Consider the following 14,244-nt stretch of genomic DNA (forward strand, 5'->3'; position numbering starts at 1 on the left):
TGTTGTCACGAAGCTACGCTGTAACTTTTTTCTTCACCGAGTCCAGGTTGATGCCCAAGTGTGAGGCGTCATAGGTACACATGCCGTCCTGTATCAGCAGCAGTTGCGGTGACTGGTGCTGTACCTGGAAAACGTCGGCTATCTCGTTGGAGACAGGCCTATACCGGAGCAGGTCCAGGTAGTAGGGCTTCACATGGTCTAACCCAGCCCCGTCCCACTGTCGCTCCAACCTGCTCTTGGCAGTCGAGCTGATGGCACAGGACGTACTATGTTTGAATATCACCACCGGGGTGCTCTTAGACTCTTCTTTTACGACTTCTAGCTGCTCTGCACTCGTGAGTGGATGCCAGTTCATAGATTCTCCTTTAGTTTGTTTTATTCTTTTTGCGGAACAGCCTGAACTTCCTTTCCCCTTTGGCGGCCTTGCGCTGTACCGTTTCCTTGTCAGGCGCATCGGTGGGGCGGAGTAGAGATAGGGCAGGTCTGTTGTCAGCCTTTGCAGCCGCTCCTTTCTTGAAGGTATAGGCGTCCATGTTCAGGTGCGTATCTTTGTAGCTGGCGTCTGCCTTACTGGCCTCCTTCAGCGATTTCCGCTTCAGCTGCTCATGCTTGTCCACTGTTTTGAAGCTGATTTGCCCCATGGCGGGACTGGCTATCGCCAACAGCAGTCCGAGCACGCACAGGCCGCGCTTCAGTCGCTTTTCCGATTCTCGCTTTTCCATAACACCCACCTCTTATATAGTTGTTATACTGAATTCATGGACTCTAGTTACTCTCTAGAAGATTCCTCTGCGCTTCTTCACGCGGCCGTTTTTATCCATGCTGACCTTAACAGCCTCTAGGCCTCCCGAGTTCTTGCCTTGTATTTTGGAAGTTTTGCCTGGTTTAGGGCAGGGTATACCTTTGCGCTGGCAGCCAGAGCCAAACAGCAGCGCCACGCAAAGCAGTGGCAAAATCAATAATCTACTTTTCTGCATAACGCTGCAAGTTAGGATTCTCTGTGTGAAATGCCTTAGAACGCCAGTATACTCTCCACTTTTTCGCGCAGGCGCTGCTTGGGCAGGAACTCCTGCTCCAGCGGCGGCGCGAACGGCACCGCCGTGTCCAGGCTGGCTACCCGCGATACCGGACCATCCAGCAGTTCGAAGCAATGTTCGCCAATCCAGGCTGCTATCTCACCGCCAATGCCGCCAGTCATAGTGTCTTCGTGCAGCACTATAACGCGTCCGGTACGGGCCACGGTATCGCGCACGGCTTCTTTATCCCAAGGCAGCAGGGAGCGCAGGTCCAGGATGTCAATGCTGATTTCCGGCATATCCTGCTGCAGCTGCTTGGCCCAATGCACACCCATACCATAGGTGATGATGGAGAGGTCGGTGCCCTCGGCCACACGCTTGGCCTTGCCAATCTCAACGGTATAGTAATCGTCTGGAATCTCCTGGGAGATGGAGCGGTAGAGCAGCTTGTGCTCAAAGTACATCACCGGGTTCGGGTCCTCGATGGCCGCATTCAGCAAGCCTTTGGCATCGTAAGGCGAGGACGGGTATACAATCTTCAGGCCAGGGGTGTGGAAGAACCAAGCCTCGTTGCTCTGGGAGTGGAAAGGACCGGCGGCCGTGCCCGCGCCCGTTGGCATGCGCACCACCACGTCGGCGTTCTGGCCCCAGCGGTAGTGGCTCTTGGCCAGGTTGTTCACAATCTGGCTGAAGCCTGCACTCACGAAGTCTGCGAACTGCATCTCCACCATGCTCTTCTTGCCTTTCACCGACATACCCAGTCCTATACCTAAAATAGCTGATTCGCAGAGCGGGGTGTTGCGCACGCGGTCTTTCCCAAAAGCATCCACAAAGCCCTCGGTTATTTTGAAAACGCCACCATACTCAGCGATGTCCTGGCCCATGAGCACCAAGTCTGGGAAGCGCTCCATGCTCTGGCGCAATCCATCTGATATGGCATCCACATAGCGTTTCTCGGTTTTGGCATCAGATGCTGGTTTTATGACTTCCTGCTCGAAGGGCAGGTACATGTCGTTGATTTCCTCCTCGCGGTTCGCCTCTGGCATTGGGGTGGCGAAGGCGGTCTGCAGGCCTTCTTCAATCTCTGCCTTTATTTCCTCGCGTATACCTTCCATGGCTTTTTGCGTGAGAACGAGCTCTTCCAGCAGGTAGCGTTCGAAGGTCTCTACTGGGTCTTTTTTGGCCCACTTCTCAAACAGCTCCTGCGGTACGTACTTGGTCCCGCTGGCCTCTTCGTGGCCGCGCATCCTGAAGGTGATGGCCTCGATGAGCATCGGGCGCGGGTTTTTGCGCATGCTGTAGGCGGCCTGACGTACCGTGTCGTATACCTCCAGGATGTTGTTGCCGTCTATCTGCAGCGCGTCTATACCGTAGGCCGGGCCTTTGTCGATGAAGTGCTTGAATTTGAACTGCTCGTTGCTGGGTGTGGAAAGACCGTAGCCGTTGTTCTCTATCATGAAAATCACGGGCAGGTTCCAGACCGCTGCTACGTTGAGCGCCTCATGGAAGTCGCCTTCGCTGGCGCCGCCGTCGCCGCTGAACACCAGCGATACCTTCTCCCGCTTGTCCAGCAGGTCGGCCAGCGCAATGCCATCGGCCACAGCCAACTGCGGACCCAGGTGCGAAATCATGCCCACGATGTGGTGCTCGTTGGAGCCGAAGTGGAAGGAGCGGTCACGGCCTTTGGTGAAGCCGGTCTTTTTGCCCTGAAACTGCGCGAATAGCCTGTCCAAGGGCACGTTGCGGCTGGTGAACACGCCCAGGTTGCGGTGCAGGGGCAGTATGTATTCATCGTCTTCCAGCGCCATGGCTGAGCCTACCGAGATGGCTTCTTGGCCAATGCCGGAGAACCATTTGCTCACCCTGCCCTGGCGCAGCAGCACCAGCATGCGCTCTTCAATCATGCGGGGCTTCAGGATGCCTTTGTAAAGGGCTATCAGTTCGTCGTCAGAGTATTCTTTGCGGTTAAAGTTCATCTTGAGAAAAGGAAGTTCGTTGTCGTATGGAAGGTTAAAGCGCGCTTTATCCTCTTATTATGGTGCTAATTTATACATTTGTTCTGTACTTCAGGAGGCACAGGTATACAGGAGGCGCAACACGGCGCAACCTAAGCCTCGTAAAGAGAGCAAAAGCTACAGAAAACCAGCAAAGCCTGCAAGTTATTGCCGGATTTGATTTAATACAGGCAGCACGGTGGCTATACCTGGGCCGCCTTTCAAGAAAGAAGATTATGATACAGTTCAAAGAATTTACCCTCGACAACGGGCTGCGTGTGATTGTGCACGAGGACCACACCTCTCCTATGGCCGTGCTCAACGTGCTATACGACGTGGGCTCCCGCGACGAGGAAGAGGCGCACACCGGTTTTGCACACCTATTCGAACACCTGATGTTCAGTGGCTCCAAGCACATACCTGTATACGACGAGCCCCTGCAGCGCGTGGGCGGCGAGAACAACGCCTTCACCAGTCCCGACATTACCAATTACTACCTTTCCCTGCCGGCGCAGAACATCGAAACCGGGTTCTGGCTAGAGTCAGACCGCATGCTGGACCTGGCTTTCAGCGAGCAGGGGCTGGAGGTGCAGCGCAAGGTGGTGGTAGAGGAGTTCAAGCAGAACTACCTGAACCAGCCCTACGGCGATGTATGGCTCAAGCTGCGCCCGCTGGCCTACGAGCAGCACCCCTACAAATGGGCGACCATCGGCAAAGAGATTTCCCACATCGAGGAGGCGACCATGGACATTGTGAAAGCGTTCCACAGGAAACATTACTCGCCCAGCAACGCCATACTGGTGGTGGCAGGCAACGTGACGTTTGAGAAGGCGAAGGAACTGACCGAAAAATGGTTCGGACCTATACCTGCCGGCGAGAAATACACCCGTGCCATACCTGCCGAACCAAAGCAGCCTGGCCCACGGGTGCTCGAAACCACGGCGGATGTCCCGCTCAGCGCCATCTACAAGGCTTATCACATGCCTCACCGCACCCATGAAGACTACTACGCCATTGACCTCATCAGCGACATCCTGGGCCGTGGAAAATCCTCGCGCCTATACGAGAATCTGGTGAAGGAGCAGAAGCTGTTCAACTCCATCGCCGCCTCCGTGACGGGGTCCATTGAGCCGGGTTTGCTGATTATACAGGGCAAGCTGAACGAAGGCGTGGACCTGCACGAGGCGAACCGAGCCATTGAGGCCATCAACCAGGAACTGATGGAGCAGCTGGTGGAGGAAGAGGAGCTGAATAAGGTGAAGAACCAGGCCGAGACCTCGCTTGTGTTCTCTGAGATTGAGCTCCTGAACCGTGCCATGAACCTGGCCTATGGCAAACTGCTCGGCGACGCTAACTTCGTGAACACCGAGGGCGAGAAGATTCAGGCTGTCACGCCGCAGGACATCCAGCGCTGCGCCAAACAGGTTTTGGACCCAAACAACTGCTCTACACTATTATATAAAGCGGAAAAGAAAGAGAAGCCTGTAGAGCAAGAGGCATAAACTAGGTATAGCTGACATAAAAATGCGGCTGCAGCATACACTGTAGCCGCCTTTTTATTTAATTTAGCATGGTTGCTATACCTTTGCAATTCATAACCAGTCAGCTGAGCCAACCCAGAACGCCTCTGCCATACCTAAGCCTTATGAAAAAATTTCTAGTCCTGTATTTGACTGTAGTTGCCGCACTTTCTGGCTGCAAGAAGGATAACTGTACGCCGGAGCAGAACATTGCCGTCTTTGGCAAGGACAGAGCCATTACCACCTATTATTACCAGGCTGATGACTATAGATTCTATAGCGTCCATTCGGGCGAGAACCTTGTGTTCAGGTATAGCCACACCAGGGCTGAGTGTGAGGACGTACTGGATGATGAGTATGGTTTCAATTTCGATTTTGAGATAGACAAAGCCGCTGATAAGTTTCGGTTTGAAGGCAGTGAACTGGCCTTAACCAAGGGAGTCGTCCTGGAATTTGGCGCTTGGGTCAGCAACCAGTACCAGAACATTGGAAGCGGCCTCATAGAGGGCTCCAAAATCTCGGCAAACCAGTGGCGCGTGAAGGCGGACGTCACCACCACACCCCTAAGGCCTGACCAGCAGCCCAAACGAATCACCTTTGACAGGGTGTTTACCCTTGAACAGTAAGCTTCAACAGCATATCTCTACTCTTTATAGTTGTTCTACTAGGTCAGAGGCATATACTCGCTCTGTCGGGTATGGCCGTTCCTGCTTTCCCGACCCGTTAGGTCCTACCTTCAAATTTCCTTCAGAATCAGCGCGTACCTTGGCGGTATACATTTTACAACCTAACGCGCTATACCATGAAAAATACCGCATTTGCATTCCTATTGATGGCAGGAGCCCTGTTCTCCTGCGACGACAACGATGACGTGAAACCTGATGACGTACCCGCCGCTGTGAAGGAGACTTTGCTGACCAGCTTCCCTAACGCGACTGATGTAGATTGGGAAAAGTTGGGAGAAGACTTTGAGGCAGATTTCGACGTGGACACAGTGGACTACAGCGCGCTTATCAATTCGTCTGGCAGTCTGCTCAAGCAGAAACAGGACATACTTGAGACAGAGCTTCCAGAGGCCGTGAGAACGGCTATTGAAGGAGCTTACGCCGGCTACAAGATAGACGACTCCGAACTGTTGCTGCAGGGCCAGACCACATTGTATCAGGTGGAGCTCGACGACAACACCCGTGAGGAGAAGCTTGTCTATTCAGCTGACGGACAACTGGTGCAACAGGACTATTGGGACTAACCTCCATACCTGATTAAGCATAAAAAAAGCCCGTAGTTAGCAGCTACGGGCTTTTCGCTTTAGGAGGATTTCGCTTAAGACGCTCCTCCTATACCTGCTCTGACATATGCAGGCAGCGAAAAAAAACGGCTATACCTGTTCAGGAGCCCTTCTGCTACAATTTTCCTTCAGAATCGGGCGTTAGATTTCCGCTGTAATCAGACAAATCTAAACCACGAACCATGAAAGGACTTGCCTTGGCACTGCTGCTCACCGGCCTGCTGCCCGCCTGTGACGACGATGTACAACCCGACGAAGTGCCCGTGGAGGTACGGCAGGCGCTGTTGGACGCCTTCCCCAATTCCTCTTACATTGAGTGGGACAAGAACGGCAAGGACTATGAAGCAGACTTCCAGCTGGACCGGAGGACGCACACGGCCCTACTGAACCCGACAGGCAGTTTGCTCATGCACAAGCAAGCTATACCTGAGACGGAACTTCCAGGCGAAGTAACAGCCACTCTGAACCAGAACTTCAAGGGGTATGCGCTGGATGAAGTGGAGAAGCTATTGAAAGATGAAGGCACCTTCTATCAGGTGGAACTCGAGAGCGCTACAAGCGAAGAGCAGCTCGTGCTCCAGCCAAACGGACAACCAGCCCAACTGCCTTTCTGGGATTAATCGTCCATACCTTTGCTCCCGGACTTTGCCGGGAGTAAAGGCATTTTAGCGAAACTTTTCTGGGCTGACATTTGTATATACAAATAACTACTTTACATTTGTACCCCAACCAGCAGCCCATGCGCATAGAAGACGAGATACAGCAGAAGGACTTCAAAGACGACCACCGTCGCCTGGTAGTCAACCTGTTGTTCACGAACAACTGGCTGAACCAGCAGTTTATCCCCTTCTTCCGGCAGTTTGGGCTCACACTGCAGCAGCACAATGTCCTGAGCATCCTGCGGGGGCAGCACCCACAGCCTGTCTGCTTCGGGGAGTTGCAGGAACGCATGGTGGACCGCAACTCCAACGTGACCCGTCTTGTGGATAAACTCATTGACAAAGGCTACGCCACCCGTGACATCTGCCAGGCCAACCGCCGCATGATAGAGGTGCGCCTGACTCCGGCAGGTATGGACAAGCTCCAGCAGATAGACGAGCAGATGCCTTCTTTTTTCCAGCGTTTCCATAACCTGACGCAGGAGGAAGCTGTTCTGGCGAGCCAACTGCTCGACAAGCTCCGAGGATAAACTATTTTTTTACTTCAATGTTTGTATACACAAATAAAGTATAAACGAAAATTAGCACATGAAGCACATCACCATAAAAGGCGCCACCATACCGGCACTCGGACTTGGTACTTTCCAACTCCCAGATGACACGGCCCGTGAGATAACGGCCGCCGCGCTCTCAGCAGGTTACCGCCACATCGACACGGCGCAGATTTACCAGAACGAGTCGGGCGTGGGCACGGCCATCAAAAACTCAGGTATAGCACGCGACCAGATTTTCCTGACCACGAAGGTGTTCCGCGAGAGCCTCTACACAAAGGATTTCATGCCGTCTGTAGAGGAGAGCCTGCGCAAGCTCAAGACCAATTACGTGGACCTGCTGCTCATCCACTGGCCCAACCGCAACGTGCCGGTGGCCGAGTACATGGACCAACTCATGGAGGCGCAGCGCAAGGGCTACACGAAGCACATCGGGGTGAGCAACCACCCGACCGCCCTGCTCGACGAGGTGCTGGCGACCGGTGCCGACATCATCACCAACCAGGTGGAGTACCACCCGCTCATCAACCAGACCAAGCTCTATACCTACCTGCGTGAGCACGGCATTTCCCTGACGGCCTATAGCCCGATTGCGCAAGGCCAGGTGCTTGGCAACGAGACGCTGAAAGGTATAGCCGAGAAATATGGCAAGAACGAGGTGCAGGTATCGCTGCGCTGGCTCATCCAGCAGGAAGGTGTTATGGCCATACCTAGAACATCCAAAGCGGAGCGTCTGAAAGACAACCTGAACATCTTCGACTTTGAATTGACAGCCGAGGAAGTCGCCCAGATTGACCAGTTGAAGCAACAGAACAAGCGCGTGGTGAACCCGCCTTTCGCCCCGGACTGGGACATTGTTTAATTAAGAATCACGAATTAAGGATTATAAATGAGTGAAAGGGTATAAGGAACTCAACTCCCAAACTCTCGAACTCCCCAACCCATTAAATAAAAATATGTCACAAGCACTTTTAAGACCCATACAGTTACAAGACCTTGAGCTGAACAACCGCGTCATCATGGCGCCCATGACCCGCAGCCGCGCCGACAACCACGGCAACGTTCCCAACGACCTCATGGTGACGTATTATGCCCAGCGCGCGAGTGCAGGCCTCATCATTTCAGAAGGCTCCCAGATATCCAGACAGGCGGTAGGCTACATCAACACGCCGGGCATCTATACCCAGGAGCAGGTAGCAGGCTGGAAGAAGGTGACGGATGCCGTGCATGCCGAGGGAGGCAAAATCTTCCTGCAGTTGTGGCACGTGGGCCGCATGTCGCACCCGGACTTCCACAACGGCGAGTTTCCGGTGGCCCCGTCCGCCATCAACCCCAACGCGCAGGCCTTCACTCCCGAAGGATTCAAAAGCACTGTGACGCCTCGCGCCCTGACTATACCTGAAATCAAGCAGATTGTGCAGGATTTCAAGCAGGCTGCCAAGAACGCGGTGGAAGCCGGCTTTGATGGTGTGGAAATTCATGCATCTAACGGATACCTGCTGCACCAGTTCTTCAACGCGACTTCCAACATCCGCACGGACGAGTACGGCGGCTCCAAGGAAAACCGTGCCCGCATCCTGTTTGAGGTGATTGAGGCTATCCAGCAGGTGATGCCGGTAGAGCGAGTAGGCGTTCGCCTAAACCCGAGTCTGCACGGCGTCTTCGGCATGACCCTGGACGAGGAGACCATCCCGACTTTCGACTACATCATCGAGAAGCTGAACAACTACAACCTGGCTTACCTGCACCTGTCGGAGCCGTTCACCGATGTGAGCGCCATACCTTACGCTGAGCAGAACGTTGCCAAGCGCTACCGCCCGGTGTACAAAGGCAACCTTATCATCAACGCCGGTTTCACACAGGAGAAAGGCAATGCCGTTATTGAGGCCGGAGAGGCGGACATGGTGGCTTTCGGGGTTCCGTTCATCGCCAACCCGGACCTGCCCGAGCGTTTCCGCCAGAATGAGGAGCTGCAGACAGCCGATAAGAACACTTTCTATACGCCGGGTGCCCAAGGCTACATCGACTACCCTACGCTAGAGGAAGCGAAAGCCTAAACAAGAACTTCTTTTCCGTTCAAATTGCCAACAGCCAGCTGCCCATCCGGGTGGTTGGCTGTTACTTTTTAAACCTTGTCGCTTATTTCGAGTCTATACTCCCAAAAAAGCAGGGACCGGTAGCAACTAAAAGTCAAAAGGGACTATATTTACTTTTTAACCCGCCGTATAAGGCCTGGGCTATACCTGAATTCTGTACCATACCTACACCATGAAGCTTAAAATAAGAACCGGCTTTGGCTACGACGTGCACCAACTGCAGGAGGGGCTGGACTTTTGGCTGGGCGGCATTAAGGTGCCGCACACGCACGGCGCCCTGGGCCATTCCGATGCTGACGTACTCGTCCATGTGATTTGCGATGCCTTGCTGGGTGCCGCCAACATGCGTGATATCGGCTTCCACTTCTCTGACAAGGACCCCAAGTACAAGGGCATCGACAGCAAGATTCTGCTGAAAGAGGTAGTGCACCTGCTGGCTTTAGAGGGCTACGAAATCGGCAACATCGACTCCACCATCTGCCTGCAGGAGCCCAAAGTGAACCCGCACATACCTGCCATGAAAACCTGCCTGGCCAGCGTGATGGGTATACCTGAGAGCGACATCTCCATCAAAGCCACCACCACCGAGCACCTGGGCTTTGTGGGCAAGAAAGAGGGCGTGGCCGCTTTTGCTACTGTATTAATCATCAAACAATAAATCGCTAACCTATTTCCACCACCTTACACCAATATGAAGTATAACAAGTTCTATGTGTACGCGCTGGCGGCCCTCCTGACCACAGGCTGCGCCACTTCGCCTACCTCCACCTCAACTAGCACCACGGCTGAGGCTCCGGCAGCACCGGTAACCGATGCTGCCCGCCTGCGTGAGGCCGCACCGAAGTATGCGGGTACCATCACCGCCGCCGACTTGTCCAAGCACCTGAACATCATCGCCTCTGACGCGTACGAAGGCCGCGACACAGGCTCCAAAGGCCTGAAGATGGCTGCTGAGTACATCTCAAAGGAGTTCAAGGAAGACGGGCTGACCGGACCTGTGAAAAACAACAGCAACCCGTATTACCAGCCTGTTGACCTGGAGCGCAGCCAGTGGGGCGATGGCTACATCATGGTGGGCAAGCAGAAGTTCATGATGGGCCAGGACTTCTTCGTACTGGGCGCCTCTCCTTACCAGACCGAGCAGACCGCTGAGGTGGTGTTCGCCGGCTACGGCATCGACTCCGACACTTATTCTGACTACGCCAACCTGGACGTGACCGGTAAGATGGTTGTGGTGCTGGGCGGCGAGCCAAAGACAGCCGATGGCAAATACCTGGTGAGCGGTTCTGACAAAGCCTCCGATTGGGGCAACGACTTCCGTACTAAGCGCAATGCTGCCACCAAGCGCGGAGCCAAAAGCGTGCTCATCGTGACGGGCACCACAGCCGACGAATTCAACAGCCTGACCCAGCGTTACAAGAACTTCCTGACGCGTCCATCCATCGGGTTGAAGAACAGCAGCACACAGTCAAACGCGGCTTCTCTGTACGTATCGCCACAGGTAGGCGCTGCCTTGCTGGGCACCACACCGGAAAAAATGCTGGCATACGCTAACTCCGTAGCTAAAGCGGGCAAGCCTACCCCAGGCACCTTCACTGCCGTAAAGGACGTGAAAATCAAGACGGAGCGTGTGAGCAACGCGCTCCCAAGCGAGAACGTACTAGGCTTCATTGAAGGCACTGACAAGAAGGACGAAGTGATTGTGGTTACTGCGCACTACGACCACGTAGGCGTTGAGGACGGCGAAATCTTCAATGGCGCTAACGACGACGGTTCCGGTACAGTAGCCGTGGTGGAGTTGGCAGAGGCTTTCGCGCAGGCTAAGAAAGACGGCGTGGGTCCTCGCCGCAGCGTTCTGTTCATGCTGGTGACGGCCGAGGAGAAAGGCCTGTTGGGTTCTGAGTACTATGCCAACAACCCGATTTTCCCGCTGGAGAACACAGTAGCCAACGTGAACATTGACATGATTGGCCGCATGGACTTCGACTACGAGAAGAAAAACGACAGCAACTACATCTACGTGATTGGCGCCGACAAACTCTCCTCAGAGCTGCACCAGATTAACGAGGAGATGAACCAGAAGCACGTGAACCTGAAGCTGGATTACAAGTTCAACGACGAGAACGACCCGAACCGCTTCTACTACCGCTCTGACCATTACAACTTCGCCAAGCACGGTATTCCAATCGTGTTCTACTTCAACGGCGTGCACGCCGATTACCACAAGCACACCGACACGGTAGACAAAATTATATTTGAAAGCGCTGAGAAGGTAGCCCGCCTGGCGTTCCACGTGACTTGGGAACTAGCCAACCGTGATAATCGCATTGTGGTTGACAGCAATAAAAAGTAACATACTAAACCCGCATGAATGGCCGTTTAACATAAAAACGAGCTGCATTTGCTAGCTTTAAGGAAAACACCCTAACTTTAAGGGTGTTTTCCTTTTTTATAGCACCTTCTGAACACACTCAGGTTCAGGAAAGACCGCAGGGTTTATCTTATGAGTAGACTAAAACAGTTTCTGCAGGATTCAGAAACGAAAGCATTTGACCTGGGCCACCGCTCGACCATCAAGTTCAACATCGGCAAGTATAACGCCGCTGTCGAGCGTGGCCTCACCCAATACAGCGACCATGAACTGGCCCGTGAGCGGGCTTCTTTTATAAAGACCAATGCCATCAACAACCTCGATAAGTACCTGATGGAGTTCGAGGCCAACTTCACCGCACGTGGCGGCAAGGTTATTTGGGCCCGCAACGCCGAGGAGGCACTGAAGGAGATTGGACAGATTATGAAGCGCCGGCGTGCCAAGTCGGTTGTGAAATCCAAGTCCATGACCACGGAGGAAATTCACCTGAACGACTTCCTGGAGAAGAATGGCATTGAGACGGTAGAGACGGACCTGGGCGAGTACATCGTGCAACTGGCCGAGCAGCGCCCGTACCACATTGTGACACCGGCCATGCACATGTCCAAGAAGGACATAGCCGACCTGTTTGTGCGGAAGCTTAAGATTGCTCCTACGGAGAGCGCCGAGGAACTGGTGGCCACAGCCCGCCGCCTGCTGCGCGACAAGTATACGGAGGCCGAGGTAGGTATAACCGGCGGCAACTTCCTGCTGGCTGACATTGGCGGCGTGGCCGTGACCGAGAACGAAGGCAACGGACGCCTATCCACCGCTTTCCCGAAGACGCACATTGCCATTGTAGGTATAGAGAAGATGCTCCCCTCCGTAATGGACCTAGATTTGTTCTGGCCTCTGCTCAGCACCAGCGGCACCGGGCAGCAAGTTACCATCTACAATACCATTTTCACTGGTCCACGCCAGCCAAGGGAGAAAGACGGTCCGGAGGAGATGTACGTCATCCTGCTCGACAACGGCCGCACCGATTTGCTGGCCCTACCCGAGAAGCGGGAGGCGCTCAACTGCATCCGCTGCGGCGCCTGCCTCAACGTGTGCCCGGTGTACAAAAATATCGGCGGCCATACCTACGAGAGCACGTATAGCGGCCCCATCGGCTCGGTGATAACTCCGCACTACAACGGTATGGCTGAGAACAAACACCTGAGTTTTGCCAGTTCACTTTGTGGCGCCTGCACCTCTGTTTGCCCGGTCAAAATCAACATCCACAACCTGCTGCTGCTCAACCGCCGCCAGAGTGTGGAACAGGGCTTCACCGAAAAGAACGAGCGCACCACCTTCAAGCTCTGGCTCAAGGCCATGAAGAGCCGCAAGCTCCTGAACATGGCCCCGGCCGGCGTAAAGAACTTCGTGCTGAAGCAAGTCCTCAAAGACACCTGGAGCAAACGCCGCGAACCGCTGAAAGTGGCACCCAAGTCATTTAACCAGCTTTGGAAGGAAAGGAAGTAAGGTACGTGGCAGCCTGTTTGAATTTAACACACCCCTGCCCCTCTCAAGAGGGGGAATATCTCCTATGTAATTCCCCTCTTGAAAGGGGCAGGGGTGTGTTAATCATGCCTAAAGGGCCGTAGGCCCAACTATATGAAACACGAACGAGGACGCGTTATACTCCACTAAAAACAAAAGGCCTGCAATCTCCATTGCAGGCCTTTTACATTCCGGTGTGCTGCGCCTGGTCGCCCAGGCAATTATTGTTATCGTCATCCATACCTGTAGGTTTAGAAAATGGCAGGGGTACAGGGTTTGCGGGAGAAGACAGTGGCTTCGTCCACGTCCTGGAGGCGGCAGATGAAGCGCGTCATACGCTCTACCCCGAAGCCACCCCCGGCTGTCTTGGGCAATAAGCCTGCTCGGGCTACTGCCAGGTAATGCCGGAAAGTATCGGTATCGGTGCCTAGTTCCTCCATGCGTTTCAGTATCTGCTTGTAGTCATGCTCCCGCTCGGCACCGGACAGGCCTTCGCCGAAGCCTTCAGGCCAGATGATGTCGTAATTGAGGTAGGTGCCGCGCTTGGCCGGGTCTTCCTTATCGTAGAATTCGCGTTTGTGGTTGATGAGCCAAAACGGCTCCTCCGCCTCCTCTGACTTCAGTTTCTCATAGTCCGGACCTAAGGCTGCCTCCAGCTTCTCGGTGCGGTATACGGGCCATTTCTCGTATTGCGGCAGCAGCTCCCCGCGCAACTCCAGCAGGATTTCGGGTAGCTCCTGGTTGAGGCGGGCAAAGATGAAGTTCACCAGCTCTTCCATGAATTCCATCACAAAAAAGCGGTCTTTGCCCCGAAACTCGAAATCCACCTGTGTGAATTCAAAGAGGTGTCGGCCGGTATCGGCGCGGTCAGCGAACTCCAGGCGCACGTTAGGCGACACGATGTAGAGGCTATCCAGCTCCGGGTTCACCAGCGCCAGCTGCTTGTGGAAAATCATAGACTTGGTGAGGCTCCAGCGTTGGTCGGCATAGCCAATAGAGGCATCCACCACCCCTTGGTTGAGCGGGTCCGTGATTGGCGAGAGCATCAGCGGCATGAGCTGTGTCAGTCCTTTTTTGAACATAAAGTCGTGCGTGGCACGGATAATTCCCTGCTGCACTTTCAGCACCTTGGTCAGGGTAGGCCGCATGAGGTGCTTCATAGTTGTTTCCAGCACCGTCGGCTCTGTGAGCGTCTGCAATTCCATCATCAGGATTGTTTAAAATGAGT

Annotated in this window: 15 protein-coding genes; 10 read left to right on the forward strand and 5 right to left on the reverse strand. The window is 54.1% G+C overall.

The window, feature by feature from the left end; translation table 11 throughout:
• Positions 1 to 13: 13 nt before the first annotated feature.
• Genes ytxJ through B051_RS0100080 form a run of 4 tightly spaced genes read right to left on the reverse strand, consistent with a single transcriptional unit; the run spans position 14 to position 2,992 of the window.
• Positions 14 to 355, reverse strand: coding sequence for a bacillithiol system redox-active protein YtxJ (gene ytxJ, locus B051_RS0100065; protein WP_018476119.1), 342 nt, complete (start codon positions 353 to 355; stop codon positions 14 to 16).
• Between the two features lie 10 nt (positions 356 to 365).
• Positions 366 to 722, reverse strand: coding sequence for a hypothetical protein (locus B051_RS0100070; protein WP_018476120.1), 357 nt, complete (start codon positions 720 to 722; stop codon positions 366 to 368).
• A 54-nt stretch (positions 723 to 776) separates the two neighbouring features.
• Positions 777 to 977, reverse strand: coding sequence for a hypothetical protein (locus tag B051_RS0100075; RefSeq protein WP_033316633.1), 201 nt, complete (start codon positions 975 to 977; stop codon positions 777 to 779).
• A gap of 35 nt (positions 978 to 1,012) precedes the next feature.
• Complete coding sequence (locus tag B051_RS0100080; RefSeq protein WP_018476122.1) at positions 1,013 to 2,992, reverse strand: alpha-ketoacid dehydrogenase subunit alpha/beta; 1,980 nt, start codon at positions 2,990 to 2,992, stop codon at positions 1,013 to 1,015.
• Between the two features lie 254 nt (positions 2,993 to 3,246).
• Here B051_RS0100080 and B051_RS0100085 point away from each other — a divergent pair, with 254 nt between their 5' ends.
• The 10 genes from B051_RS0100085 (at position 3,247) to B051_RS0100130 (ending at position 12,998) form a co-directional block, all read left to right on the forward strand.
• A complete protein-coding gene (locus B051_RS0100085; protein ID WP_018476123.1) occupies positions 3,247 to 4,512 on the forward strand; it encodes a M16 family metallopeptidase in 1,266 nt (421 codons plus the stop codon).
• A gap of 143 nt (positions 4,513 to 4,655) precedes the next feature.
• Positions 4,656 to 5,156, forward strand: coding sequence for a hypothetical protein (locus B051_RS0100090; RefSeq protein ID WP_018476124.1), 501 nt, complete (start codon positions 4,656 to 4,658; stop codon positions 5,154 to 5,156).
• Between the two features lie 176 nt (positions 5,157 to 5,332).
• Positions 5,333 to 5,779: a PepSY-like domain-containing protein gene (locus B051_RS0100095; protein WP_157578422.1), complete on the forward strand. Its 447-nt coding sequence runs from the start codon at positions 5,333 to 5,335 to the stop codon at positions 5,777 to 5,779.
• Positions 5,780 to 6,000: 221 nt separating this feature from the next.
• Positions 6,001 to 6,438: a PepSY-like domain-containing protein gene (locus B051_RS0100100; protein ID WP_018476126.1), complete on the forward strand. Its 438-nt coding sequence runs from the start codon at positions 6,001 to 6,003 to the stop codon at positions 6,436 to 6,438.
• Positions 6,439 to 6,557: 119 nt separating this feature from the next.
• On the forward strand, positions 6,558 to 7,007 hold the full coding sequence (locus B051_RS0100105) for a MarR family winged helix-turn-helix transcriptional regulator (RefSeq protein WP_026236093.1): 450 nt from the start codon (positions 6,558 to 6,560) through the stop codon (positions 7,005 to 7,007).
• Positions 7,008 to 7,065: 58 nt separating this feature from the next.
• Positions 7,066 to 7,890: an aldo/keto reductase gene (locus B051_RS0100110; protein WP_018476128.1), complete on the forward strand. Its 825-nt coding sequence runs from the start codon at positions 7,066 to 7,068 to the stop codon at positions 7,888 to 7,890.
• 94 nt (positions 7,891 to 7,984) lie between these two features.
• A complete protein-coding gene (locus B051_RS0100115) occupies positions 7,985 to 9,085 on the forward strand; it encodes an alkene reductase (protein WP_018476129.1) in 1,101 nt (366 codons plus the stop codon).
• A 211-nt stretch (positions 9,086 to 9,296) separates the two neighbouring features.
• Positions 9,297 to 9,782, forward strand: coding sequence for a 2-C-methyl-D-erythritol 2,4-cyclodiphosphate synthase (gene ispF, locus B051_RS0100120; RefSeq protein ID WP_018476130.1), 486 nt, complete (start codon positions 9,297 to 9,299; stop codon positions 9,780 to 9,782).
• A gap of 33 nt (positions 9,783 to 9,815) precedes the next feature.
• Entirely contained in the window at positions 9,816 to 11,477 is a 1,662-nt protein-coding gene (locus tag B051_RS0100125) for a M28 family peptidase (protein ID WP_018476131.1), read from the forward strand.
• A 150-nt stretch (positions 11,478 to 11,627) separates the two neighbouring features.
• The gene (locus B051_RS0100130) at positions 11,628 to 12,998 is read left to right on the forward strand and encodes a LutB/LldF family L-lactate oxidation iron-sulfur protein (RefSeq protein WP_018476132.1); all 1,371 of its coding nucleotides are present in this window, start codon (positions 11,628 to 11,630) and stop codon (positions 12,996 to 12,998) included.
• Positions 12,999 to 13,267: 269 nt separating this feature from the next.
• On the opposite strand, the gene B051_RS0100135 is transcribed toward B051_RS0100130, so the two are convergent.
• Entirely contained in the window at positions 13,268 to 14,224 is a 957-nt protein-coding gene (locus B051_RS0100135) for an asparagine synthetase A (protein ID WP_018476133.1), read from the reverse strand.
• Positions 14,225 to 14,244 lie beyond the last annotated feature (20 nt).

The sequence above is a fragment of the Pontibacter roseus DSM 17521 genome (genome assembly GCF_000373265.1).
Classification (GTDB): domain Bacteria; phylum Bacteroidota; class Bacteroidia; order Cytophagales; family Hymenobacteraceae; genus Pontibacter; species Pontibacter roseus.

Excerpts from the sequence above, each read along its gene's own strand:
- B051_RS0100110 (WP_018476128.1), top strand. The coding sequence starts at position 7,066 with ATGAAGCACATCACCATAAAAGGCGCCACCATACCGGCACTCGGACTT.
- B051_RS0100130 (WP_018476132.1), top strand. The coding sequence starts at position 11,628 with ATGAGTAGACTAAAACAGTTTCTGCAGGATTCAGAAACGAAAGCATTT.
- B051_RS0100095 (WP_157578422.1), top strand. The coding sequence starts at position 5,333 with ATGAAAAATACCGCATTTGCATTCCTATTGATGGCAGGAGCCCTGTTC.
- B051_RS0100125 (WP_018476131.1), top strand. The coding sequence starts at position 9,816 with ATGAAGTATAACAAGTTCTATGTGTACGCGCTGGCGGCCCTCCTGACC.
- ispF (WP_018476130.1), top strand. The coding sequence starts at position 9,297 with ATGAAGCTTAAAATAAGAACCGGCTTTGGCTACGACGTGCACCAACTG.
- B051_RS0100080 (WP_018476122.1), bottom strand. The coding sequence starts at position 2,992 with ATGAACTTTAACCGCAAAGAATACTCTGACGACGAACTGATAGCCCTT.
- B051_RS0100090 (WP_018476124.1), top strand. The coding sequence starts at position 4,656 with ATGAAAAAATTTCTAGTCCTGTATTTGACTGTAGTTGCCGCACTTTCT.
- ytxJ (WP_018476119.1), bottom strand. The coding sequence starts at position 355 with ATGAACTGGCATCCACTCACGAGTGCAGAGCAGCTAGAAGTCGTAAAA.
- B051_RS0100135 (WP_018476133.1), bottom strand. The coding sequence starts at position 14,224 with ATGATGGAATTGCAGACGCTCACAGAGCCGACGGTGCTGGAAACAACT.
- B051_RS0100070 (WP_018476120.1), bottom strand. The coding sequence starts at position 722 with ATGGAAAAGCGAGAATCGGAAAAGCGACTGAAGCGCGGCCTGTGCGTG.
- B051_RS0100085 (WP_018476123.1), top strand. The coding sequence starts at position 3,247 with ATGATACAGTTCAAAGAATTTACCCTCGACAACGGGCTGCGTGTGATT.
- B051_RS0100075 (WP_033316633.1), bottom strand. The coding sequence starts at position 977 with ATGCAGAAAAGTAGATTATTGATTTTGCCACTGCTTTGCGTGGCGCTG.
- B051_RS0100105 (WP_026236093.1), top strand. The coding sequence starts at position 6,558 with ATGCGCATAGAAGACGAGATACAGCAGAAGGACTTCAAAGACGACCAC.
- B051_RS0100115 (WP_018476129.1), top strand. The coding sequence starts at position 7,985 with ATGTCACAAGCACTTTTAAGACCCATACAGTTACAAGACCTTGAGCTG.
- B051_RS0100100 (WP_018476126.1), top strand. The coding sequence starts at position 6,001 with ATGAAAGGACTTGCCTTGGCACTGCTGCTCACCGGCCTGCTGCCCGCC.